Source organism: Stenotrophomonas indicatrix, from assembly GCA_041545745.1.
Taxonomy (GTDB): domain Bacteria; phylum Pseudomonadota; class Gammaproteobacteria; order Xanthomonadales; family Xanthomonadaceae; genus Stenotrophomonas; species Stenotrophomonas indicatrix_A.
In genome coordinates this window covers 3,655,347-3,678,935 of the sequence record CP168152.1, presented here as the reverse complement: position 1 = coordinate 3,678,935, position 23,589 = coordinate 3,655,347, and the positions used below count along the sequence as shown (strand labels likewise).

The window sequence follows — 23,589 nt, the reverse complement described above, 5'->3', positions numbered from 1 at the left end:
CGGTCGAGGGGTTGACAGCCAAATCGATTACGCGCGTAATCGAATTGTCGATTACGGATGTAAACCATGACGCCTATCAGCGAAGCCGAGGCCGTAGTGATGGAGGTGCTGTGGCAGCAGGCACCGCGTACCGCCGATGAGGTCGTGGCCGCTCTGGCCCACCGCGACTGGGCCGAGCCGACCATCAAGACCCTGCTCAACCGGCTGCTGACCAAGGGCGCGCTCGCCGCCGAGCGCGACGGCCGGCGCTATCTGTACCGGCCGCTGCTGCAGCGCCAGGCATGGGTCGAGACGCAGAGCCAGGACTTCATTGGTCGTGTGTTTGAAGGCCGTGTGGCGCCGCTGGTGGCGCATTTCAGCGAGCGCGGCCAGCTCAGCGCACAGGACATCGCCGAACTGAAGAAGCTGATCCAGGAGCTGGACGATGAATGAGCTGCTCGACGGATTGTGGCGTGCCAGCCTGTGGCTGGCGCTGGGTGTAATCCTGCTGGCGACGGTGCGGCCGCTGCTGTTGCGGCTGGGCGGCGCTGGAGTGGTGTATCGCAGCTGGTGGCTGCTGCCGCTGCTGTTGGTCACGCTGTTGATTCCCCTGCCACAGGTCGCGCTATTGCAGCATGTGCCGACCTTGCCGCTGAAGGTCGTGCCGGAAGCCGTGGACAGCCTGCCAACGGCGTCGCTGCAATGGCCTTTGGTGCTGCTGCTGGTGTGGGCGCTGGGCACAGGCACCTGCCTGTTGCGCGACCTGCGTGCACAGCGCCGCTTCGAACGTGGCATGGGCGGCCTGCGGCCACGTGCCGATGGCAGCTGGCAGGCCAGCGCTGATCCCGGGCTGCCGGCACTGGTGGGCCTGTGCCGGCCACGCATCGTGGTCGGCCCGGATTTCGACCAGCAGTTCACCGCGCAGGAGCAGCGCCTGATCCTGCAACATGAGCGCAGCCATCGTCGCAATGGCGATCACTGGGCCAACGGCCTGCTGCTGCTGATGCGCGCGGTGTTCTGGTTCCACCCGCTGCTGCCCTGGGCCGCACGTCGTTTCCTGCGTGACCAGGAACTGGCCTGCGATGCCCGCACCATTGCCCCGCAGCCCGCGCTGCGCGGCCTGTACGCCAGCACGCTGCTGAAGGCGCAGCTGGTCCACCCGGTTGCGCCAGCGGTCTGCCACTGGCGCAGCCAACCTGTGTTGAAGGAGCGTATCGCCATGTTGAAGCAGTCCAAGCGGAAGGCATTGCCGTGGGTGTCGGGTCAGGTGCTGGTGGTTGGGTTGTGCCTGGGGATGGGAGCGGTGGCGTGGGCGAGCCAGAGTGGCGCAATGGCGGTCGGCCCAGTGGCGGCTGTCATGGATCGCGAGATCCAAGTCGACAAGATGCCCCCGCCGAGCTACCCGAAGAGCGCGTTCGAACAGAGCCAGACAGGCGGGGTGGTGCTCCGGGTCGACGTTGATGCGCACGGTGCTGTCAGCGATGTGCGTGTAGTGAGCGCCACCAATCCGGGCGTGTTCGAAGCGGTGTCGATTGCAGCAGCGCGAAGCTGGACCTACCGCCCGGCGTTGAAGAATGGCAAGCCGGTGGCGGGCGCCGTACGCATTCCGATCACCTTCGCCATGGATGAGAACGATGAAGTAACGGAGACCACCAGGTGATGCGCTTCGCACTGCTGATGGCAGCGGGGATGTTGGCGGGCTGCGCGACCCAGGAACGGCTGACTACCGTCGATACCCGCAATGAAAGCGTCGGCCATCAACGTCTGCAGGCGGAAGGGAAAGGTGGCAGCGGCCAGGTGCAGGCGTACACGCTGGGTGCAACCGAAGGCTATCGGATGCCGCAGTTGTATGCAGCGCCGGATCCGCAGATCGGTGATCGTGACCCGCGAACCGAGCTGGCGCCGACCACGATCTGCCTGCAGGTGGTGATCGATGCCGAAGGTGCTGTCGAGCGAAGCCTGGCGCTGGTCGACCGCAGCGAATGCGCGGCAGGCGCGGCGAGCGAGAACGCGCCGCTGTTGCAGGCTGCGCAGGAGGCGGTGGCGATGTGGAAGTATTCGCCGGCCGCGGTCTGCCACTTCGCCCCCGGCAAAGTGCCGAGCGACCGTGGCGACTGCGAAGGCGCCGAGCGCGTTGAGCCAGTGCCGGTGAGTCTGCTGTATGCCTTTACCTTCGAGATCGTGAAGGGTCAGCATGTGGTGCGCACGCAGGGAAAATGACGCCGCGTCATTCCCGCCGCGATGAAGCGACCGTGCGGCCCCTACGCTCCGCCTTGGATGTTCGCCTTCACCGCCGGCTGCATCAGCGTTGGCTCTGCCAGCGTCGCATCACGCGCCTGCCGCACGCTGACGAACTCGGCTTCGGCCACGCCCTCATGCACGTGAATGTTGTGCGCGCGCTGTTCGCCAATGGTGGTTTCGTTGGCGAAATCGCGTCCGCCCGGGCCGTAGTCGTGGCAGACGAACACGCGGGTGGCGTCGGGCAGGGCAAGCAGACGCTGGATCGAGCGGTACAGCTGCGCGGCATCGCCGCCGGGGAAATCGCAGCGCGCGGTGCCGCCATCGGGCATGAACAGAGAATCGCCGGTGAAGACAGCGTCGTCGATCAGGTAGGCGATGCTGTCGCTGGTGTGGCCGGGTACGGCGATGATGCGCCCCTGCAACTTACCCAGTGCGAAGGTCTCGCCGTCTGCGAACAGGTGATCGAAGACCGCATGTTCATCGGGCAGCTGCAGGCCATAGCGCGGTGCGAACGTGGCCTGCACCGCGCGGATGCCTTCGCCGATGGCCAACGTCGCCTGCGGGAATCGTTGCTTGAGCCGCCGCCCCGCCGACACGTGGTCGGCATGGGCGTGGGTTTCCAGCAGCCAGCGCACGTGCAGCTGCTGTTGCGCGATGGCATCGAGCATCGCGCGCACCGGCGATTCGCTGCTGGCGTCGGTATCCGGGTCGTAATCCAGTACCGGGTCGATCAGCGCTGCCTCGCCGCTGGCCGGGTCGCTGACCAGGTAGCTGAAGGTATTGCTGTCACGGTGGAAGAACGATTGCACCTGGACCGACATCGGAAACTCCTCAGCGTGTGGCGAGCACGCGGTTCAGCAACTGCGCCAGGTTTTCACCCGCCAGTCGCAGCTGCGCTTCGGCCACAGGCAGGTAGCGCGTGGTGTAGTCGTCACCGATCTTACGCGAGGCAGGGTAAACGCCAGGTTGTACGGAAATGCGGCAGCTGGCTTCGGCCCAGCTGACCGGGTCGCGCTGCGGGTTGGACTGGCGTGCCAGCTTCGGCGCCGGCAGCGCGCGCAGCACCGGCAGGTAGCCGGCATCGTCGACCTTGCGGGTATTGAGCATGCCGCTGTCCCACAGCGAGTGCAGGTTGGTACCGCGGTTGCCGAACTGCAGCTGGAAATCGTTGCCGCCCTTGTCATGGCCGTAGCCGGCGTGCATCGGCTGATGGATGTCGCCGACCAGGTGCACGACGAACTTCAGCGCCTGCAGGCGCTCGCCATCGGTCAGGCTGCGGTCGCCGAGGATCGCGCTCTGCGCCTTCAGCGCTTCGACGATGCAGTTGCCGCTCTTGCAGTGCTTCGGCGCCTCGTAGTGGCAGCCATCTTCGGCGATGTTGACGTAGTGCCAGCCGGCCGAGCGACGGCCGAGGCCGGGGTCCTTGGCGCGCAGCTGGTCGGCCCATGGCGCGATGCTGGCCAGGGTGGCGCCGGGTTCGGTGGCCAGCAGGCGATCGACCTCGGTGCGTGCGGTCGGGTTGAGGCGGCTGTCGGCGACTTCGGCGACCAGGCGGTGGCCTTGTGCGCCCCAGGCATGGGCGGGGGCGGCGACGGACAGCAGGGCCGGCGCGAGGGCGGCGGCGAGGAACAGGGAGTGCAGTGCTTTCATCCGCTCATTCTAGCCAGCGGGGGAGATGGGTGGTTGATGGAAAGCGGCGCGTTCCTGTTCGCTGGGCAGCTGGCTGCAGGGGCAGGCGCTGCGGGACACGCCGCAAGTACGTCCCTGTAGGCTCGGCCGCGGCATGCATGCCGCGGACGGTCCCGCAGTGCCTGCCCCTGCAGCCACCATCCAACATGGCCGCGCTGGCGGATGCAAACGTCAAAAGCAGAATCAGAGTCAAATGCAGGATCACATCCTGCGGCGCGCAATCGCATCCGGCCGATGGCAACTGCGCCATGCGGGAGCCGGCTTCTGCTTGCGCTTGCGCGCGCGCGGAAAATGGAAGGGCGCGGCAGGGGGAGGGGACGGGACCGTTGGCGCCATGGATGGCGCCATCGAGCCCCCAGGGATGGGTTTACGGCGTGTCCCGGCCCCTCCCCCTGCCTCGGCCCACACCGGTACCTTCGCCCGTCGCGCAAACAAAAAAGCCCCGGCACACACATACCGGGGCAACATGCTGCGAGGGTTTTGCCTGTAGCGGGGGAGCGGGGGCGCAGCCCCCGCCAATCAACCCCTTAGAACTTGAAGACGTAGGACGCGCCGTAGACCAGCGGGTCGACGTTGACCGTGCCGATCTTCTCGCCATCCAGCTTCACCTTGCTGTCGATGTCGATCCAGCGCATGTCCACGCGCAGTGCGCCCTTCTCGCCAATCGCGAAATCGATGCCCGCATGGGCGGCCAGGCCCCACGAATCCTGCAGCTTCAGCTTGCTGCCTGCCAGCGCACCGGTGGTGTCTTCGCTGAAGAAGGTGGTGTAGTTCAGGCCGGCGCCCACGAACGGCGACACCTTGCCCTTGCTGTTGAAGTGGTACTGCAGGGTGACCACCGGCGGCAGCTGCTTGGTGCTGCCCACGCGGCCCAGGCCATTGATGTTGATGTCGTGCTTGAACGGCAGCGCCGCCAGCACTTCGATGCCCAGGTTGTCGGCGATGAAATACTCACCGGTGATGGTCGGCTTGACGTCGTTGTCGACGTCGACCTTCAGGGTGCCACCGGCCAGCCAGCCGTTGTTCGACTTCGGGGCGACCTGGTGCACGCCGGCGGAAAGGGTCCAGTCGCCCTTGGACTGGGCCATGGCCGGGGCGGCGGCCAGCGACAGGGCGGCGGCCAGGCTGGCCACGATCAGGGGGGAGGTCTTGCGCATGGGGGTGATCTCGTTGCTGGGTGGATGTGGCCAGTGTCGGCCTCACGCGGCGCTAACGCTTTGATCCGGATCAAATCCTGTCCGGCCTCCCTCCCGGCGGCGGGCTTGGCCGGCGGTGGTCAAGGCCGGCCTGCTAGACTTGTGGGCCCTATCCACCCCGCCGCACCTGTCGCGGCTGCAGGAGCTTGAGAACATGGCAATCAAGGTTGGTATCAACGGTTTCGGTCGCATCGGGCGTAACGTCCTGCGCTCGGCGGTGCTGAACTTCGGCGACGACATCGAAATCGTGGCCATCAACGATCTGCTGGAGCCGGATTACCTGGCCTACATGCTCAAGTACGACTCCGTGCACGGCCGTTTCAAGGCCGACGTAGCCGTCGATGGCAAGGATCTGCTGGTCAACGGCAAGAAGATCCGCCTGACCCAGGAACGCGATCCGTCCAACCTGAAGTGGGACGAAGTCGGCGTCGACGTCGTGCTCGAAGCCACCGGCCTGTTCCTGGACAAGGTCAGCGCGCAGAAGCACATCGATGCCGGTGCCAAGAAGGTCATCCTGTCGGCACCGTCGAAGGACGACACGCCGATGTTCGTGTTCGGCGTGAACGACAAGACCTACGCTGGCCAGGCGATCATCTCCAACGCCTCGTGCACCACCAACTGCCTGGCGCCGCTGGCCAAGGTCATCAATGACAAGTGGGGCATCAAGCGCGGCCTGATGACCACCGTGCATGCGGCCACCGCCACCCAGAAGACCGTCGATGGCCCGTCCAACAAGGACTGGCGCGGCGGCCGTGGCATTCTGGAGAACATCATTCCGTCCTCCACCGGTGCGGCCAAGGCCGTCGGGGTGGTCATTCCGGAACTGAACAAGAAGCTGACCGGCATGAGCTTCCGCGTGCCGACCTCGGACGTGTCGGTGGTCGATCTGACCGTCGAACTGGAAAAGGAAGCCACCTACGCCGAGATCTGCGCCGAAGTGAAGGCACAGAGCGAAGGCGCGCTGAAGGGCATCCTGGGCTACACCGAGGACAAGGTGGTGGCCACCGATTTCCGCGGTGAAACCCACACCTCGGTGTTCGATGCCGACGCCGGCATCGCCCTGGACGGCACCTTCGTCAAGCTGGTGTCGTGGTACGACAACGAGTGGGGCTACTCCAACAAGTGCCTGGAAATGGCCAAGGTCGTCGCAGCCAAGTAAGGCCTGCGAAGATCGTCGCGCGAACCCCGGCCTGGCCGGGGTTCGTCGTTTAAGGGGCCCGGCCTGACGTAGCATGGGCCCGTCGACCGCCGCCATCGTGGCGCGGGATCGCATTGGAAGGCGAGGAATGGAAGCACTTTTGGTCCTGGCAGTACTGGTCCTGCTGGCGATACCGCTGCTGCTGGTGGTGGCGCTGGTGATGATTGCCGGCCTGCGCCGGCGGGTCGCCGCGCTGGAGGCCGCACAGACCGTGCAGGTCGCGCCCACTCCGGCAGAGGCGCCAGGCCGTGCGCCCTCGGCAGTAGCCGAGCCGCCGCGCGCGCCTGCGGCAACACGCGAGCCCAGCAGCGAACCCTCGTTCCTGCGGCCCACGGCAACCCCGGCATCAGCGCCGGTCGCCGCCCGCGAGGAGCTGCCGCCGCCGTCCCCGCCCGCGCGTCCGCTGCCGCCACCGCCGTTGCCACCGGAGCCGACATTGCCGCCGCTGCCGGCAGAACCGGCCCTGCCGAACCTGGTCGAGCGCGCGATTGGCGCGGTCAAACACTGGTTCACCCAGGGCAACGTGCCGGTGAAGATCGGCATGCTGGTGCTGTTGGCCGGCGTTGCTGCGCTGCTCAAGTACGTCAGCGACCAGGGCTGGCTGGTGGTGCCGGTCGAGCTGCGGCTGGCGGGCATCACCGTCGGTGCGCTGGGCCTGCTGGCCTTCGGCTGGCACCAGCGCGAGCGCCGGCGGATGTTCGCGCTGGCCCTTCAGGGTGGCGCCATCGGCGTGCTGCTGCTGACCATCTTCGCAGCCTTCAAGCGTTTCGATCTGCTCGCGCCCGGTTTCGCTTTTGCCAGCTCGATCGCGCTGGTGGCAGGGTTGTGCGTGCTGGCGGTCGTGCAGAACTCGCGTACGTTGGCCGTGCTGGGCATCCTTGCAGGCTTCATGGCGCCGCTGTGGCTGTCCACCGGCAGCGGCAACCACGTCGGGCTGTTCAGCTACTACGCCGTGCTCAACGCGGGCATTTTCGTCATCGCCTGGTATCGCCCGTGGCGTGTGCTGAACCTGCTCGGTTTCGCGTTCACCTTCGGCATCGGCACGTTCTGGGGCGTGCTGCAGTACGACGCGGCCAAGTTCGCCAGCACCGAACCGTTCCTGCTGCTGTTCTTCGCCTTCTACCTGCTGATTCCGCTGTTGTATGCGCGCCGGCAGCCGGCTGGGCGTCGCGATCTGGTTGACGGCAGCCTGGTGTTCGGTACGCCGCTGATCGCCTTCTCGCTGCAGGCCGGCATGCTGCACGAACAACCGATGACGCTGGCCCTGTGTGCGCTGGGCCTGGCCGCGATCTATGCGCTGCTGGCACGGGCGCTGATCGCGCGCGCGTCGTACACGGTGCTGGCGCAGTCGCATGCGGTACTGGCGGTGGGCTTTGCGACGCTGGCGGTGCCGTTGGCATTCTCGGCGCGTGCCACCGGCGCGGTATTCGCGCTGGAAGGTGCCGGTCTGGCGTGGCTGGGGTTGCGCCAGAAGCGCTGGTTGCCGCAGGTGACCGGTGCGCTGCTGCAGCTCGCCGCCGCATTCGCGTTTGTGGTGGGTGCCGACCATTGGCACCAAGACCAGCGCTTCCTGCTCAATCCGACCGCGATCGGCGCACTGCTGCTGGCCGTGGCGGGTTTCGCGGCGGCATGGAGCTACCAGCGCAGGCAGCGCCATGACATCGCCCTGGCGTACTACCTGTGGGGCTTGTTGTGGTGGTTGGGTGGTCTGGTGCATGAAATCGGCCGCTTCTTCCAGCATTCGGTGCAGGCCGACGCGGTGTTGGTGCTGGCCGCCGTCACCGCCTGGTTGGTGTCGGAAGTGCAGCGTCGCCTGCCGGCACGTGCGCTGGGCGTGACCGCGCTGGTGATGCTGGCAGCGGGCTTCCCGTTGGCGTTGCTGCAGAGCGATGCACACCAGCAGCCGTTTGCAGGCTACGGCGCATTGGCGTGGGCAGTGTTCGCCGTACTCGGCGTGCGCAGCCTGCTGTGCCTGCGTCAGGGCAGTGGCGGCGTGGCCCGTATCGCGCAGTTCCTGTGGTGGCTGTTGTGGCCGTCACTGCTTTCGTTGCTGGCCTTGTGGGGCGGCGGCGACGCGCGCCTGGCGCAGGGCTGGACCGCGCTGCTGGTGACCCTGCCGTGGTTGCTGCTGGCGGCACTGTCGCTGTGGCGCTGGAACGTGCTGCGCTGGCCGCTGGGTGCTGCGTTTGATCCGGTGCGCCTGCCGCTGCAGAGCGTGATTTTCGCGGTGCTGGCGTTGGCCTGGTTGTTCGGCCTGACCCTGGCAGGTGACGCCACGCCGTTGCCGTGGCTGCCGCTGCTCAATCCTGCCGAACTGGCGCAGTGGGTCAGCCTGTTGCTGATCGCGCGCTGGCTGTATGACGCGCAGGGCCCGGCGCCGCTGCAGCGGTTGCGTGTGCCGGTGCTGGCCGTGGCCGGTTTCATCGCGTTGACCAGCACGGTGCTGCATGGCGTGCATCACTGGGGCGGGGTTGCCTGGGATCCGACGATGGCCCGCTTCAGCCTGGCCCAGACCAGCCTGACCGTGTTGTGGAGCGTACTGGGCGTGATCGCCTGGGTGTGGGGCTCACGTCGCGGCCAGCGTGTGCTGTGGATGGTCGGTGCCGTGTTGATGGCCGTGGTGCTGGCCAAGCTGGTGCTGATTGATCGGCAGCACCTGGGTAACCTGCTGGGAATCGCATCGTTCATTGCCTACGGCCTGCTGTGCACCGTGGTGGGCTACCTGGCGCCCGCGCCGCCGAGCGCGCCGCCAACCGTGGAGGAAAACCAATGAGGAAGTGGAGCCGAGCGTTGCTGCCGGTCCTGTTCGGCGTGGCCGGTGCGGTTGCCGCGCAGGCCACGGACTACCGCGCGCAGTACGCCGAACAATGGCCGCTGAGCCTGTCCAGCGCGCAGTCCGGTGCCTACCGGGTGGTGCTGGAGCCGGCGATCTATCGCCGTGCAGGCACAGCCGACCTGGGCGACCTGCAGGTGTTCAACGCCGCCGGCCAGGCATTGCCGTCGGCGCTGCTGGCGCCCGACCAGCCGTTGGCGCAGCCGCCGGTGCAGCGCGAGCTGCCGTGGTTCTCGCTGCCGCCGCTGGCCGAGGCCCAGCGCAACGACCTGCAACTGCTGACCGAGCGCGATACCGACGGCCGTGTGCGCCGGGTCGAAGCTCGCCTCGGTGGTGGTGCGGTAGCGAACGGGCAGGGTGGTTGGTTGATCGATGCCGGCGTGCTCGGCCAGCAACCGTTGGCAGCGCTGGTGCTGGACTGGGCCGAAAGCAGCCAGCCGCTGCAGGCGCAGGTGCAGCTTGATGCCAGCGATGATCTGCAGCGCTGGCAGTCGATCGCCCGCGATTTACCCCTGGTGGACCTGCAGCGCGCGGGCAAGCGCCTGCTGCAGCGCCGCCTGCAGGTCGACAGCAACGTGCGCTACCTGCGGATCCTGCCGCAGGGCGAGGCGCGCCTGCCGGAGCTGCGCAGCGTCCTGGCGGAACTGCCACCGGCGCCGGCAACGGTGCCGTGGGAGTGGCTGTCGCTGACACCGACCGCGCAGGGCAAGGGCGAGTTCACCTTTGAACTGGATGGCCGATTCCCGGTGACCCGCGCCGACGTGGCCAGCACCGACAACAGCCTGGTGCAGTGGACCTTGTTCAGTCGCGATGACGCTGCCGCCGAATGGCAGCGCCGCAGCGCGCCCTGGATTGCCTATCAGCTGCAGCAGGGGGCCCCGGGCCAGCGCCAGCAATCGGCGGCACAGCCGTTGGGCGGCATGTACCGCGACCGCTACTGGAAGCTGGTAGCGAGCCCGGTGGAGACCGCCAGCGCCCCGACCCTGCGCCTGGGCTATCAACCGGAAGTGATGGTGTTCCTCAGCCAGGGCGCGGCGCCCTACGCGTTGGCCGTGGGCAGTACGACCGCGCGCCGCGCAGAGGCACCGATCACGGTGCTGATCGAGGAACTGCGCCAGCGCAATGATCCGTCGTGGCAGCCGACGCTGGCACGCTTGGAGGGCAGTCCGGAGACGCTGGCCGGTGATGCGGCGCTGAAGCCGCAGCACGACTGGAAGGCGTGGCTGCTGTGGGCGTTGCTCGGGCTGGGCGTGCTGGTTGTCGGTGGGCTGGCGTTGAGCCTGCTGAAGCAGAAGCCGTCGCCTTCGGCGTAGTTTGCGGCGAACGGCGCAGCCCCTCGTGGGTGGTCGGTTGGTTGCGTAGAGCAAAAGCAGCGCTTGGCCGGGCGGGTGGGCTGGGCAGGGGACGCCGTGAATCCGTCCCTGGAGGCTTGGCAGCCGCATCCATGCGGCTGACACCCCTGCCCAGCCCACCCGCCCGGCCCCTGACAGTTTCCGTGTGCGTCCACCCACGGAAGAGAAAAAAGAAGAGCAAGAGCAGAAGCGCTCGCTTCGCTCGACGGCCGTCGGGGTCGGATCCGTTTTCCGCAGGAAAACGGATCCGACCCCTTCTTCCTTCATCCGACACCAGAAAACGCTCTTGCTTCCGCCTTTGCCATCCGCTCCGCCTCATGAACCTGTCGAGGCCGGGGTGGTGTGGGCTCGCGGGGGCGTAAGCGCCATGGATGGCGCGCCCGAGCCTCCAGGGATGGATTCACGGCGTCCCCCGCGGGCCCACACCGCCCCGGCCCACCCACAGCACCACGAAGCGCCAGCGCTTCGGCCGTTGCTGTTGCTGTTGCCGTTGCCGTTGCTTCGAAGCCTGCCGCAGGCAGCGGCGCGGCCGCCAGCCGCACCCGATACAATGACCGTCTGCCGCAATCCGGCATCCCATCTCCAGAGCCAAAGAGTTGCCCATGTCCATCGTCCGCATGACCGACCTCGACCTCTCCGGCAAGCGCGTGCTGATCCGCCAGGATCTGAACGTGCCGATCGAGAATGGCCGCATCACCTCCGAACAGCGCATCACCGCTTCCCTGCCGACGCTCAAGCGCGCGCTGGAGCAGGGCGCTGCGGTGATGGTCACCTCGCACCTGGGCCGCCCCAAGGAAGGCGTGTGGAGCGAAGCCGATTCGCTGGCGCCGGTTGCACAGCGCCTGTCGGTGCTGCTGGGCCGCGAAGTGCCGCTGGTGCGTGACTGGGTCGACGGCGTCGACGTGCAGCCGGGCCAGCTGGTGCTGCTGGAAAACTGCCGCATGAACGTCGGCGAGGGCAAGGACGATGAAACCCTGTCGAAGAAGTACGCCGCCCTCTGCGATGTGTTCGTGATGGATGCGTTCGGTACCGCGCACCGTGCACAGGCGTCCACCCATGGCGTGATCCGTTTCGCCCCGGTCGCGGCAGGTGGCCCGCTGCTGATGGCCGAGCTGGATGCGCTGGCACTGGCACTGGATGCACCGGCCAAGCCGCTGCTGGCCATCGTCGCCGGCAGCAAGGTCAGCACCAAGCTGGAACTGCTGGCCAACCTGGTCGGCAAGGTCGACCAGCTGATCGTCGGTGGCGGCATCGCCAATACCTTCATCGCTGCCGCCGGATACAAGGTCGGCAAGTCGCTGTACGAGCCGGACCTGCTGGATACCGCCAGGAAGATCGTGGCCGACGCCAAGGCGCGCGGTGCGGACATCCCGCTGCCGGTGGACGTGGTCACCGCCAAGCAGTTCCTGCCCGACGCGGTTGCCGAAGTGAAGGCCGTCGATGCGGTGGCCGAGGATGATCTGATCCTGGACATCGGCCCGCAGACCGCCGCGCAGTACGCGCAGCTGATCCAGAAGGCCGGCACCGTGGTCTGGAACGGTCCGGTGGGCGTGTTCGAGTTCGAAGCCTTCAGCAAGGGCACCGAAGCGCTGGCCCGTGCCATCGCCAGCTCGCCGGCGTTCTCCATCGCCGGTGGTGGCGATACCCTGGCCGCGGTCGACAAGTTCGATATCGCCCAGCAGGTCAGCTACATCTCCACCGGTGGCGGCGCGTTCCTGGAATTCCTGGAAGGCAAGACCCTGCCGGCGGTAGCCGCCCTGGCCGCGCGCGGCGCATGAGCGTCGATCCGCGGATGGATGGAGAAGAGCGTGCAACGCTCTTCTTCGACATGGACGGCACGCTGATCGATTCGGAAGTGGGCATCACCACCTGCATCGCCTATGCGCTGCAGAAGATGGATCACCCGGTGCCTTCGCAGGAAACGCTGCTGGGCTGGATCGGTCCGTCGCTGCGCACCACGTTCGCGCCGCTGTTCGGCGATGCCGAACGAGTGGAGCAGGCCGTGGCCTTCTATCGCGAGCGCTTCGACGTGGAAGGCTGGCGCGAGCACACGATCTATCCGGACATCGAAGCGGTGGTGCGCGCGCTGCACGAACGGGGTCACCGTTTGGCCGTGGTCACCGCCAAGAACGAGCCGCATGCCTGCCGCATCGTCGAGCATCTGCCGTTCGGTGACCTGTTCGAGGACGTGATCGGTTCAACGCCCGATGGCTCGCGCAGCAGCAAGCCGCAACTGGTGGGCGAGGCGCTGCATCGCCTGCAGTTGGCGCCGGAACGCTGCTGGATGATCGGCGACCGCCGCATGGACATCGAAGGCGCCCGTCACCACGGCCTGCGCAGCGTGGGCGTGCTGTGGGGCTTTGGCGGCGAACAGGAGCTGACCGAGGCCGGTGCAGGGCAGTTGGCCCGTGACCCTGCGCAGCTGCTGGCATTGCTGGCCTGAGGTAGACGGCGCCGCGCGCCGGGCCTTGCCCGGCGGCGTTTCCGCTGCCATCGACCGGCGTATGTCCGGAACATGTCCGTGCGATGTCCCGCAGAGTCAGGCAGCACAAGGCTGTAACCGTATACATGGGACGTGAAGGATGTGCTAATTTCCGTCCTTTAACGGGAGAGGCCCATCCATCATGTTCGAGCGTCAGCGTCGCACCAAGATCCTTGCCACCCTCGGTCCGGCTACCGATCCGCCGGGCGTGCTGGAGGATCTGTTCCGCGCCGGCGTCAACGTGGTGCGCCTCAACTTCAGCCACGGTGACCCGTCCGGCCAGGCCAAGCGTGCCGCCGATGTGCGCGCAGCCGCGCAGCGTGTGGGCGTGGAAGTGGGCATCCTGGCCGACCTGCCGGGCCCGAAGATCCGCATCGAGCGCTTCGCCGAAGGCAAGGTGCATCTCAAGGCAGGCGACCGTTTCGACCTGATCGCCAGCACCAATGCCGGCCCCGGCGATGCTACCCAGGTGGGCGTGAGCTACCTCGGCCTGCCGCAGGACGTGACCGCCGGTGACGTGCTGCTGCTTGACGACGGCCTGATGCAGCTGCAGGTGGTGGAAGTGCAGGGCGAGCGCATCATCAACACCGTGCTCAATGATGGTCCGTTGTCCGATCGCAAGGGCCTGAACAAGCAGGGCGGTGGCCTGTCGCTGGGCGCGCTGACCGAGCGCGACAAGGAACTGATCGGCATCGTCGCCAAGATCGGCGTGGACTTCATCGCCGTGTCGTTCTGCCGCAATGCGCAGGATATGAACGATGCGCGCGAGATCGCCGAATCGCATGGCTGCTACGCCGCACTGGTGTCCAAGATCGAGCGCACCGAAGCCATCGAGAACCTGGAAGAGATCGTCGATGCCAGTGACGTGGTGATGGTGGCGCGTGGCGACCTGGGCGTGGAAATCGGCGATGCCGAGCTGCCGGGCCTGCAGAAGAAGATCATCAAGGCCTCGCTGGCGCAGAACAAGGTGGTGATCACCGCCACGCAGATGCTGCAGTCGATGGTCGAAAGCCCGATCCCGACCCGCGCCGAAGTGCTGGACGTGGCCAACTCGGTCATCGACGGTACCGATGCGGTGATGCTGTCGGCCGAAACCGCCGCCGGTGCGTATCCGGTCAAGGCGGTCGAAGCGATGGCACGCATCTGCCTGGGCGCCGAGCGCCAGTTCCAGACCGAGACCGACTTCGGCGCCTCGCCGCGCAACCTGGAACGTGCCGACCAGGCCATTGCCATGGCCACCATGTTCCTGTCCCAGCACGTGGGCGTGCGCGCGATCGTGGCGATGACCGAATCCGGTGGCACCGCGCGCTACCTGTCGCGTTTCCGCGCCTCGGCACCGGTGTTCGCGGTTACCCGCCACGACGGCGCCCGCCGGCAGATGGCGCTGATGCGCGATGTGTTCCCGATCAACTTCGACAGCCGTGGCTTCACCCCGCGCGAAGCCGCACGCGGCAGCATCCGCCTGCTGGTGGAAGGCGGCATGCTGCAGGCCGGCGACCGTGTGGTGTTCACCAGCGGTGAGCACATGGAAACCCACGGCGCGACCAATACCCTGCGCCTGCTGGAAGTGGGCGATGACGGCCGCGCCAGCGGCCTCGGCGACCTGTAAGAGCTGACCACACCGGGTCGGAGCCGCTGCGCGGATCCGACCCCGGGGGCAGATCCCCGAAGGGGCTCTGACCCCATGCCGTGCAGGACATTTCCTGTCCCGTGCGGACGTGGAATCGTTTCCACCCTGGCCTCCACGTCGAGGTAACGGGGCGTCGGGGCTATACTTACGTTTTTCCCGCACCCGCCACAGGAAGTACATGAGCATCGAACAGCTGGCTGAAACCGCCCAGGCCATGGTTGCCCCGGGCAAGGGCATCATCGCGATCGACGAATCCACCGGTACCATCGCCAAGCGCTTTGCCAGCGTCGGCATCGAGAACACCGAAGAGAACCGTCGCGCCTACCGCGAACTGCTGCTGACCACGCCGAAGCTCAACGAGCACATTTCCGGCGCCATCCTGTACGACGAGACCATCCGCCAGTCGACCAAGGACGGCGTGCCGTTCGCCAAGTACATGTCCGACCACGGCATGATTCCGGGCATCAAGGTGGACAAGGGTGCGCACCCGCTGGCCGGCTGCCCGGGCGAGCTGGTCACCGAAGGCCTGGACGGCCTGCGCGAGCGCCTGCAGGAGTACTACAAGCTGGGCGCGCGTTTCGCCAAGTGGCGTGCGGTCATCAACATCGGCGAGAGCATTCCGTCGGGCACCTGCATCGAGTCCAACGCGCATGCGCTGGCCCGCTATGCCGCGCTGTGCCAGGAATGCGGCCTGGTGCCGATGGTCGAGCCGGAAGTGATCATGGACGGCGAGCACGACATCGAGACCTGCTACGAAGTCACCGAAGCCACCCTGCGCTCGCTGTTCGACGCGCTGTACCAGCAGAACGTGCTGCTGGAAGGCACCATCCTGAAGGCCTCGATGGTCATCTCCGGCAAGGGCTGCGACGAGCAGGCCGACGTCGAGGAAGTGGCCGAGTCCACCGTGATGTGCCTGAAGAGCACCGTGCCGGCGATCCTGCCGGGCGTGGTGTTCCTGTCCGGCGGCCAGGGCGATGAGCAGTCCACCGCCCACCTCAATGCCATGAACCAGATGGGCCACCTGCCGTGGCCGCTGAGCTTCTCCTATGGCCGTGCCATGCAGCAGGCGGCACTGAAGCTGTGGGCCAAGGACATGAAGGGAAACTACGCCGCCGCGCAGAAGACCGTCTACGAGCGCGCCAAGGAAAACGGCCAGGCCGCCCTGGGCAAGTGGAACGGCTGATCCGCCGTTTCGCAGCATGAAGTGAACAAGGCAGCGCCGGCATCACGCCGGCGTTTGCTTTTGCCGGTATCGTTGCCGCCTCCCGCACGCCAGGCCAGTGCGTGGGGCATACATGGAAGGCCAAGGAGAAAAACATGCGTATTACCGCAATCACGCTGGCCGTTGCCACGGTGCTGGCTGTCGGCGGCTGCAACCGGATGGGCGGCAGCACGGACGTGGGCAAGGCCCCCTCGCTGGAGTTGGACAAGCCGGTATCGGGCGAAATCACCTCGCGCAGCGGCGTCAATTTCAACGATGGCAGCCACCATCAGCTGTACCAGTTGAAGCTGGACGACAAGCAACTGGTCGGCATCAAGTTGACCGGTGCGCTGCGCGGCTCGATTGCCGTGTTCAACAATGGCGTGCTGGTGGCCAGCAGCAGCTCGGGCTATGAGCGCGGCGACGACGTCTCGCTGGCATTCCGCGCCAACGGCACCGGCAGCTACCAGGTGGCCATCAATGCCGACGGCCCCTCCGCCTTCGGCCCGTACCGCCTGCGCGCCGAGAAGCTGGTGCCGTATGACGGCAAGCCGATGGTGGCTGAAGGCGAGATCGTCGACCTGCTGGTCTCCAAGTCGCAGGATTACACCCTGCAGGTGGACAAGGCCGGCATGTACGAGATCCGCCTGGAGTCGGATGCGTTCGATACCGTGCTGAAGCTGGACGGCAACGGCGCACAGTCGGAAAACGACGACGGCGCCGACGGCACCAATTCGCGCATCGGCATGCCGCTGGAACCGGGCAAGTACACCCTGCGCGTGCGCAGCCTGGGCGAAGACGGTACCGGCGCCTTCAAGCTGACTGCCAAGCGCACCGAGCTGCCGACCAACATGGTCATGCGTGATGGCACCACCCTGCCGAATGCCGGCAGTGTGTTCGCCATGCTCGATGGCGAAGGGCGTCGCCGCTTCCTGCTGAGCCTGCCGCGTCCGGCCGATGTGCGCCTGGATGCGATTTCCAGCCAGGTGGATACGGTGCTGCGCGTGGTCGGCGGCGACGTGGAACTGGTCGATGACGATGGTGGCAATGGCACCAACGCACGCCTGGAAGAATCGCTGCCGGCCGGCCACTACACCGTGGACGTGTCCAGCCTGAGCGATGAAGCGGGCATGGTGGAAGTACGCGTGCAGATTGACGGCGCTGCTTCCGCTGCGGCATCGGCTGCTGCTACGGCGGCGGCCGACGCTGCCGCCGAAGTGACGAACTGACGCTTGTCGCGACGGATGTAAACGAAAAGGCCGGGCAATGCCCGGCCTTCTTTTCTTCCACGTCCCGCATTGTTTCAATGCGCCGGCACGAATCCGGTATCGCCCAGTGGTGACAGCAGCGACCCGCGTCCGCTGTCGGCGACCTGGCCTGCGGCCGACAGCGCCTGCTGGTAGGCCTTGGCGGTCGCCGTGTTGAACGCCACCAGCACGATCCGCATCGGCTGGGCGTGGCTGCGTTGCCAGGCCAGTGTTTCGGTGACAGCGATCTGCGCCGCCTGGTACAGCGGATAGCCATACACGCCACAGCTGATGGCCGGAAACGCGATCGACTGCAGGTTCAGCGATTCGGCCAGCTGCAGCGACTTCCAGTAGCAGTTCGCCAGCAGCGCCGGTTCGTCGCGCTGGCCGTCGTGCCAGACCGGGCCGGCGGTGTGCAGTACATACCGTGCCGGAAGCGCATACGCAGCGGTAGCCCGCACCTCACCGGTCGAGCAGCGCACGCCGGGGCGCAGCTCCGGCAGACGCTCGCACTCGGCCAGCAGGCCGGGGCCGGCTGCACGATGGATCGCGCCGTCGACACCGCCGCCACCGAGCAGTGATTCATTGGCCGCGTTGACGATCGCATCCACCGCCAGGGCCGTGATGTCGCCCTGCCACACTTCGATCTTCATGCGTCCGTCTCCTGCCTGTAGTTGTTGCGCGCCGTGCCCACGCTGGCTGCACCCGCATCTTGCGGGACAGGGCATCGATGCTGCGTCATGACCGTCTCACGCACTGCGATCCGCGCTGTTCATGCACGATGGCCGGCAGCGCCTTCACGCAGGCTGAAGCGAGCGCCGCACGGGGGCGAAACGAAAGTTCCTGAAGTGGATTGCTTTTGATTTCTTGGGAGAAAACGGTCCGCTTGCAACGGCAATGCCCAGTCAGGATCACCCAAATGGAAACGCCCACCGCGAGGGTGGGCGTCATCCTGCTGTCATCGACAACGCGGCGATCAGGGCAGACCGGCCAGCCAGTCGTCGTCGGAACCTTCATTGACGTCGGCAAACAGTGGCGTGGAGAAGTAGCGTTCACCGGTGTCCGGCAGCATTGCCAGGATCACCGCGCCCGGTTCAGCGCGATCTGCCACGTCCAGCGCGCTGGCCACGGTGGCACCGGCCGAGATGCCGACGAAGATGCCTTCCTCCGCGGCCAGCCGGCGGGCGGTGGCGATCGCGCGGTCATCTTCCACCGTCACCAGCTCGTCCACCACATTGCGGTTGAGCACATCGGGCACGAAGTCCGGGGTCCAGCCCTGGATCTTGTGCGGCTTCCAGTCATCGCCCTTCAGCAGCGCCGCACCCGCCGGTTCGGTGGCGATGATGCGGGTGTCGGGGCGTGCGACCTTCAGCACCTCGCCGACGCCGGTCAGCGTGCCGCCGGTGCCCCAGCCGCTGACGAAGTAGTCCAGGCGCTTGCCGGCGAAATCACGCAGGATCTCTGCGGCGGTGGTGTTGCGGTGGTAGGCCGGGTTGGCCGGGTTGGCGAACTGGCTGGCCAGGAACCAGCCGTGCTCCTCGGCCAGTTCGCGCGCCCTGCGCACCATGCCGCTGCCGCGCTCGGCGGCCGGGGTCAGGATGACCTTCGCGCCATAGGAGCGCATCAGCTTGCGGCGTTCCACCGAGAAGGTCTCGACCATCGTCGCCACGAACTTGTAGCCGCGTGCGGCGGCCACCATGGCCAGGGCGACGCCGGTGTTGCCCGAGGTGGCTTCGACGATGGTGTCGCCCGGCTTGAGCAGGCCACGCTGTTCTGCATCGAGGATGATCGCCAGCGCCAGGCGATCCTTCACCGAGCCCCCCGGATTGAAGGATTCAACCTTGGCGTACACGGTCACGTCCTGCGGCGCCAGGCGCTGCAGCTTGACGATGGGGGTGTTGCCGATGGTGTCGAGGATGGAGTCGTACAGGGCCATGGGAGCGCTCCAGGAACAGGCCGCGCCGGGCTCGGCGGGCATAAGGGAAGAAGGCTGGCTGTTCAGGCCAGCGGCTGCCGGCTGACCGTAGCGCCGGCATATGACGCCCGGAAATGACCAGATACCTTTCTTAAACAACCTTTGGTTATAAGCTGGTGACGGCAATTGACCCTAGAGTGGACCTCCGCCCCCACATCGCCCGCCTGCCATGACGCTGACCCAGCTGCGCTACCTGGTTGCCATCGCCGACGCCGAGCTGAACATCACGCTCGCCGCCTCGCGGGTGCATGCCACCCAGCCCGGCCTGTCCAAGCAGCTCAAGCAGCTGGAGGACGAACTGGGCTTCCTGCTGTTCGTACGCAAGGGACGCAGCCTGGAGTCGGTCACGCCGGCCGGCACCGAAGTGATCAGCCGCGCCCGCGCAGTACTGTCCGAAGCCAACAACATCCGCACCTACGCGGCCAACCAGCGTCGCGAGAGCCAGGGCCAGCTGATCCTGACCACCACCCACACCCAGGCGCGCTTTGTACTGCCGCCGGCCGTGGCGCGCATCAAGCAGGCCTATCCGCAGGTCAGCGTGCACCTGCAGCAGGCCGGTGAGGCCGATGCGCTGGACCGGCTGAACCAGGGCGATGCCGACATCGCGATCATCAGTACCGCTGGCAGCGAACCCAGCGACGGCATTGCCGTGCCGCTGTTCCGCTGGCGGCGGCTGGTGGTGGTACCCAAGGGCCATCCGCTGGACCGCGCCGGGCGCGCACCGGACCTGGCGGCATTGTCACGCCAGCCGCTGATCAGTTACGAATCCTCGACCCGGCCCAACTCCTCCCTGCAGCGCGCCTTTGCCGCGCAGAGCCTCGTGCCCGATCTGGCGCTGACGGCGCTGGATGCGGACCTGATCAAGACCTATGTGCGCACGGGCCTGGGTGTGGGACTGCTGGCCGAGATGGCGATCAGCGCCAACGATGAAGACCTGCGGGTCTGGCCGGCACCGGAACCGATCACCGAGTGCATCGCCTGGGCGGTACTGCCGCGCGATCGTGTACTGCGTGACTATGCGTTGGAGCTGGTGCATGTGTTGGCCCCGCAGATCGATCCGCGCGATCTGCGGCGGGTGCTGGACGGCAACCAGGCCGCGTCCTGGCCGGTGCCGCCGACCTGGGAATCGCTGACGCAGACGATCACGGTGTGAGGGGTGGTCGAGCAGGGCTTGCAGCCCTGCACCTGCTACGGGCCGGAGCAACGGCAACAGCAGCAGCGGGTATTCCGTGGGGTGGCGGGGCGGTGTCGGAGCGCGGGGACGCCGCAAGTACGTCCCTGTAGGCTTGGCCGCGGCATCCATGCCGCGGACACCCCGCACTCCGACACCGCCCCGCCTCTGACAGATTCCGATGGCTGTTGGTAGGTGTCGACCTTGGTCGACACGGTAGATCCACGCCATGCGTGGATGAATCTCTTTCAGATATCGAAATCAATCTGGGTCAGATCCGTTTTCCGTAGGAAAACGGATCTGACCCCAAGAGCCATTCCAACAGATCGCGGAAATCTGTCGAAGGCGGGGTGGGTCCGGTTGCGGGGGTGTCCGCGGCATGGATGCCGCGGCCAAGCCTACAGGGACGTATTTACGGCGTCCCCCGCAACCGGACCCACCCCGCCATCCCACAGGAAGCCAGCTTCTGTTGTTGCTTCGGCCGTTGCCGTTGCTGTTGCCTCTGCGGGTGCAGGGCGCAGCCCTGCCGATAACCCCCTCCTGCGACGGTTCGTCGCACGGCGCTCCCGGGGGGCACCTCTACACTAGCGCGGTGATCCGTGCCTTCCGCCTGCATCGAACCCTGCTCCAGCTTGCCTTCATGGCGACGCTGCTGATGGTGCTCGCGCCGCTGGTCAGCCGCGCGCTGCAGGCGCCTCAGGGTCAGATCCCTTCACCACAGGGAAGGGCTCTGACCCCATCCACAATGCATGGCGGCATGGACCATGCTCATATGCATCACGGCGATATGGCTGAGGGTCAGAGCTCTTTGCCGGGGCAAAGGGATCCGACCCCGCCCGCTGATCCGCACGCCATGCATGGCGAGGCCTGCGAGTACTGCGTGCTGGCCATGCGCCTGCTGCCGTGGCTGGCAGTGCTGGTGCTGCTGCTGCCCCTGCTGTGGCGGCCGAAGCTGGTGTTCCCATGGTCACAGCTGCGCCTGCCGCTGCTGCACTGGCCGGCACACGCCGCGCGTGGCCCGCCGTTGATCTCCACCGTCCGCTGATTTCCCTATCGAATCCGTCGCACGATGCCTGCAAGGGTGTCGTGCGCGCGTGCGTACCTTGGAGCTGTTTCCATGAAGATGACTTTCCCCGGTGCGGGCGCCCGTGCGCGCCTGCCGTTTGCCCTTGGCGTTGCCTTGACCGCGCCCTTCGCCCATGCCGCGCCCGCTGAAGAAGCGCGGACGCTGGATACGCTGGTGGTCACCGCCGCCGCACCGTCCTCACCCTTGCTCTGGGTGACCGATCCACGCCTGCCGCGGCAGCCGGTGCCGGCCAGCGATGGCGCCGATTACCTGAAGACCGTTCCCGGCTTTTCCGCCATCCGCAACGGCGGCACCAACGGCGACCCGGTGCTGCGTGGCATGTTCGGTTCGCGGCTGAACATCCTCAGCAACGATGGCAATCTGATGGGTGCGTGTCCCTCGCGCATGGACAACCCGTTGTCCTACATCTCGCCGGAGAGCTTTGACCGGCTGACCATCATCAAGGGCCCGCAGAGCGTGCGCTGGGGCGCGGGTGCGTCTGCGGGCACCGTGCGTTTTGAGCGTGATACCCCGCGTTTCGACGAGCCGGGGCTGCGTGCCGATGCCAGCACGCTGGTTGGTTCGCGCAACCGCAACGACCAGGTGTTGGACCTCACTCTGGGCAATCCGACGGGCTATGTGCGTGCCAGCGGCAATCGCTCCGAAGCCGATGACTACAAGGACGGCAATGGTGATGTGGTTCCGTCGAAATGGCGCAAGTGGAATGGCGACGTAGCCGTTGGCTGGACGCCAGATGCCGATACCCTGCTTGAAGTGTCCGCCGGTGCCGGCGATGCGATCGCACGCTACGCCGGGCGCGGCATGGACGGTGCCGCGTTCGAGCGCACCAGCTACGCCGCACGCTTCGAGAAGCGCAACCTGCCCGGGGCGTGGCACACGCTGCAGGCCAACGTGTACTACAACGAAGCCGACCACGTGATGGACAACTACACGCTGCGCGAACCGAACCCGCACAGCATGATGCCGATGCCGATGGCGTCGAACGTGGATCGCCGCACGCAGGGTGGCCGCATCAGCGCCGAATGGCGCTGGCAGGACGTGCAGCTGGTGGCCGGCGTCGACGGCGAGGACAGCCGACATCGCGGCCGCATGGGCATGGGCCGCGACACCTACAGACAGGCGGACTGGAACACCGACGCCAACTTCCGCCGCTACGGTGCGTTCACTGAACTGACCCTCGGCGCAGACACCGACCAGCGCTGGATCGGCGGCCTGCGTGTCGATCGCGCCAGCGTGCGCGATGAGCGCGCCGACATCGGCGGCATGATGATGGCCATGCCCAATCCCACCGCCGGCCAGCGCCGCAGGGAATGGCTGGGCAGTGGGTTCCTGCGCTACGAACAGGATCTCGCCGACGGCCTGACCTGGTATGCCGGCCTTGGCCACAGCCAGCGCATGCCCGACTACTGGGAACTGTTCTCTCCCGATCAGGGGCCGGCAGGTGCGGTGAACGCGTTCGCTGGCATCCAGCCCGAACGCACCACCCAACTCGACGTCGGCCTGCAATACAAAGGCCCGCGCGTGCAGGCCTGGATCTCCGCCTATGCGGGGCAGATCCAGGACTACATCCTGTTCACCTATCGCGGCAGCGGCATGATGGGCATGAGCCAGGCCGACAACGTGCAGGCACGCATCGCCGGTGCCGAGGCCGGTGTGCAGCTGCAGTTGGACGAGCAGTGGAAGCTGGGTGGCACCCTGGCCTATGCCTGGGGCGAGAACCGCGACCAGCATCGCCCGTTGCCGCAGATGCCGCCGCTGGAAGCGCGCCTGAGCGCTGACTGGGAAGGCCAGCGCTGGAGTGCCGGCGGGTTGGTGCGCGCGGCCACCCATCAGCATCGGGTCGCGGACGGGCAGGGCAACGTGGTGGCGCAGGACCTCGGGCCGAGCAGTGGCTTTGCCACGCTGGCGCTCAATGCGGCCTATCGTTTCAGTTCGCAGCTGCAGCTCAGCGCCGGTGTCGACAACCTGTTCGACCGTGCCTACAGCGAGCACCTGAATCTGGCCGGCAGCGCCGATTTCGGCTTCCCGGCCGATCCGGTGCGCATCAACGAGCCCGGCCGCAGCCTGTGGATGAAGGTGAACTACCGGTATTGATCCGCCCGGCATGGCCCGGCGCTACCCATGCGCCGGGCAAAAGAAGACCTGTGTCCAAAGAAAACGGGGTCGGATCCCCGCCAGGTTCCGACCCCGCCCGGCGCCCTCGGCCGGGCCTCCCGACTCTACGACGGCGTCGCCGCTCATGGCGTGCCGGGATACATCCCGACATACACCGACACCGTGCTGCGGACCCTTGCATGGAATGGGCACA

19 protein-coding genes are annotated in these 23,589 nt (G+C 66.8%); 14 read left to right on the top strand and 5 right to left on the bottom strand.

The window, feature by feature from the left end; genetic code table 11:
• Nucleotides 1-66 precede the first annotated feature (66 nt).
• The 3 genes from ACEF39_RS16770 to ACEF39_RS16760 are packed head-to-tail and all read left to right on the top strand — an operon-like array spanning nt 67 to nt 2,199.
• On the top strand, nt 67-432 hold the full coding sequence (locus ACEF39_RS16770) for a BlaI/MecI/CopY family transcriptional regulator (RefSeq protein ID WP_500285877.1): 366 nt from the start codon (nt 67-69) through the stop codon (nt 430-432).
• Entirely contained in the window at nt 425-1,639 is a 1,215-nt protein-coding gene (locus tag ACEF39_RS16765) for a M56 family metallopeptidase (protein ID WP_500285876.1), read from the top strand. Before ACEF39_RS16770 ends, ACEF39_RS16765 begins: the two co-directional genes overlap by 8 nt.
• The gene (locus ACEF39_RS16760; RefSeq protein WP_500285875.1) at nt 1,639-2,199 is read left to right on the top strand and encodes a hypothetical protein; all 561 of its coding nucleotides are present in this window, start codon (nt 1,639-1,641) and stop codon (nt 2,197-2,199) included. The genes ACEF39_RS16765 and ACEF39_RS16760 overlap by 1 nt, the downstream gene beginning before the upstream one ends.
• Nucleotides 2,200-2,240: 41 nt before the next feature.
• Here ACEF39_RS16760 and ACEF39_RS16755 read toward each other — a convergent pair whose 3' ends face one another.
• The 3 genes from ACEF39_RS16755 to ACEF39_RS16745 all read right to left on the bottom strand — a co-directional run bounded on the left by ACEF39_RS16755 (nt 2,241) and on the right by ACEF39_RS16745 (nt 5,066).
• Nucleotides 2,241-3,041, bottom strand: coding sequence for an MBL fold metallo-hydrolase (locus tag ACEF39_RS16755; RefSeq protein WP_500285874.1), 801 nt, complete (start codon nt 3,039-3,041; stop codon nt 2,241-2,243).
• A gap of 10 nt (nt 3,042-3,051) precedes the next feature.
• Nucleotides 3,052-3,870: a S1/P1 nuclease gene (locus tag ACEF39_RS16750; RefSeq protein WP_500285873.1), complete on the bottom strand. Its 819-nt coding sequence runs from the start codon at nt 3,868-3,870 to the stop codon at nt 3,052-3,054.
• Nucleotides 3,871-4,436: 566 nt separating this feature from the next.
• The gene (locus tag ACEF39_RS16745; RefSeq protein WP_500285872.1) at nt 4,437-5,066 is read right to left on the bottom strand and encodes an OmpW/AlkL family protein; all 630 of its coding nucleotides are present in this window, start codon (nt 5,064-5,066) and stop codon (nt 4,437-4,439) included.
• Nucleotides 5,067-5,259: 193 nt separating this feature from the next.
• Between ACEF39_RS16745 and gap the strand changes: the two genes are divergently transcribed.
• From gap to ACEF39_RS16705, 8 genes are all read left to right on the top strand, one after another.
• Nucleotides 5,260-6,264: a type I glyceraldehyde-3-phosphate dehydrogenase gene (gap, locus tag ACEF39_RS16740; RefSeq protein WP_025874252.1), complete on the top strand. Its 1,005-nt coding sequence runs from the start codon at nt 5,260-5,262 to the stop codon at nt 6,262-6,264.
• 127 nt (nt 6,265-6,391) lie between these two features.
• Nucleotides 6,392-9,076 (top strand): DUF2339 domain-containing protein, encoded by a 2,685-nt coding sequence (locus ACEF39_RS16735; RefSeq protein WP_500285871.1) that lies wholly within the window; start codon nt 6,392-6,394, stop codon nt 9,074-9,076.
• Nucleotides 9,073-10,449 carry a DUF3999 domain-containing protein gene (locus ACEF39_RS16730; RefSeq protein WP_500285870.1) on the top strand — a complete coding sequence of 459 codons (1,377 nt, stop codon included), beginning with the start codon at nt 9,073-9,075 and terminating at the stop codon, nt 10,447-10,449. The genes ACEF39_RS16735 and ACEF39_RS16730 overlap by 4 nt, the downstream gene beginning before the upstream one ends.
• A gap of 641 nt (nt 10,450-11,090) precedes the next feature.
• Nucleotides 11,091-12,266: a phosphoglycerate kinase gene (locus tag ACEF39_RS16725; RefSeq protein WP_500285869.1), complete on the top strand. Its 1,176-nt coding sequence runs from the start codon at nt 11,091-11,093 to the stop codon at nt 12,264-12,266.
• A complete protein-coding gene (locus ACEF39_RS16720) occupies nt 12,263-12,931 on the top strand; it encodes an HAD hydrolase-like protein (protein WP_500285868.1) in 669 nt (222 codons plus the stop codon). Before ACEF39_RS16725 ends, ACEF39_RS16720 begins: the two co-directional genes overlap by 4 nt.
• A gap of 181 nt (nt 12,932-13,112) precedes the next feature.
• Nucleotides 13,113-14,579 carry a pyruvate kinase gene (pyk, locus tag ACEF39_RS16715; protein WP_089236630.1) on the top strand — a complete coding sequence of 489 codons (1,467 nt, stop codon included), beginning with the start codon at nt 13,113-13,115 and terminating at the stop codon, nt 14,577-14,579.
• 199 nt (nt 14,580-14,778) lie between these two features.
• A complete protein-coding gene (locus ACEF39_RS16710) occupies nt 14,779-15,783 on the top strand; it encodes a class I fructose-bisphosphate aldolase (RefSeq protein WP_500285867.1) in 1,005 nt (334 codons plus the stop codon).
• 134 nt (nt 15,784-15,917) lie between these two features.
• Nucleotides 15,918-17,030, top strand: a complete 1,113-nt coding sequence (locus ACEF39_RS16705; protein ID WP_500285866.1) for a copper resistance CopC family protein — start codon at nt 15,918-15,920, stop codon at nt 17,028-17,030.
• Nucleotides 17,031-17,104: 74 nt separating this feature from the next.
• Here ACEF39_RS16705 and ACEF39_RS16700 read toward each other — a convergent pair whose 3' ends face one another.
• The gene (locus tag ACEF39_RS16700; RefSeq protein ID WP_500285865.1) at nt 17,105-17,701 is read right to left on the bottom strand and encodes an O-acetyl-ADP-ribose deacetylase; all 597 of its coding nucleotides are present in this window, start codon (nt 17,699-17,701) and stop codon (nt 17,105-17,107) included.
• A 323-nt stretch (nt 17,702-18,024) separates the two neighbouring features.
• Complete coding sequence (gene cysK / locus ACEF39_RS16695; protein ID WP_500285864.1) at nt 18,025-18,984, bottom strand: cysteine synthase A; 960 nt, start codon at nt 18,982-18,984, stop codon at nt 18,025-18,027.
• A 208-nt stretch (nt 18,985-19,192) separates the two neighbouring features.
• Here cysK and ACEF39_RS16690 point away from each other — a divergent pair, with 208 nt between their 5' ends.
• The 3 genes from ACEF39_RS16690 to ACEF39_RS16680 all read left to right on the top strand — a co-directional run bounded on the left by ACEF39_RS16690 (nt 19,193) and on the right by ACEF39_RS16680 (nt 23,375).
• Nucleotides 19,193-20,176: a LysR family transcriptional regulator gene (locus ACEF39_RS16690; protein ID WP_500285863.1), complete on the top strand. Its 984-nt coding sequence runs from the start codon at nt 19,193-19,195 to the stop codon at nt 20,174-20,176.
• A 610-nt stretch (nt 20,177-20,786) separates the two neighbouring features.
• Nucleotides 20,787-21,239, top strand: coding sequence for a DUF2946 family protein (locus ACEF39_RS16685; protein ID WP_500288039.1), 453 nt, complete (start codon nt 20,787-20,789; stop codon nt 21,237-21,239).
• A 72-nt stretch (nt 21,240-21,311) separates the two neighbouring features.
• Nucleotides 21,312-23,375 carry a TonB-dependent copper receptor gene (locus ACEF39_RS16680; RefSeq protein WP_500285862.1) on the top strand — a complete coding sequence of 688 codons (2,064 nt, stop codon included), beginning with the start codon at nt 21,312-21,314 and terminating at the stop codon, nt 23,373-23,375.
• Nucleotides 23,376-23,589: the final 214 nt, after the last annotated feature.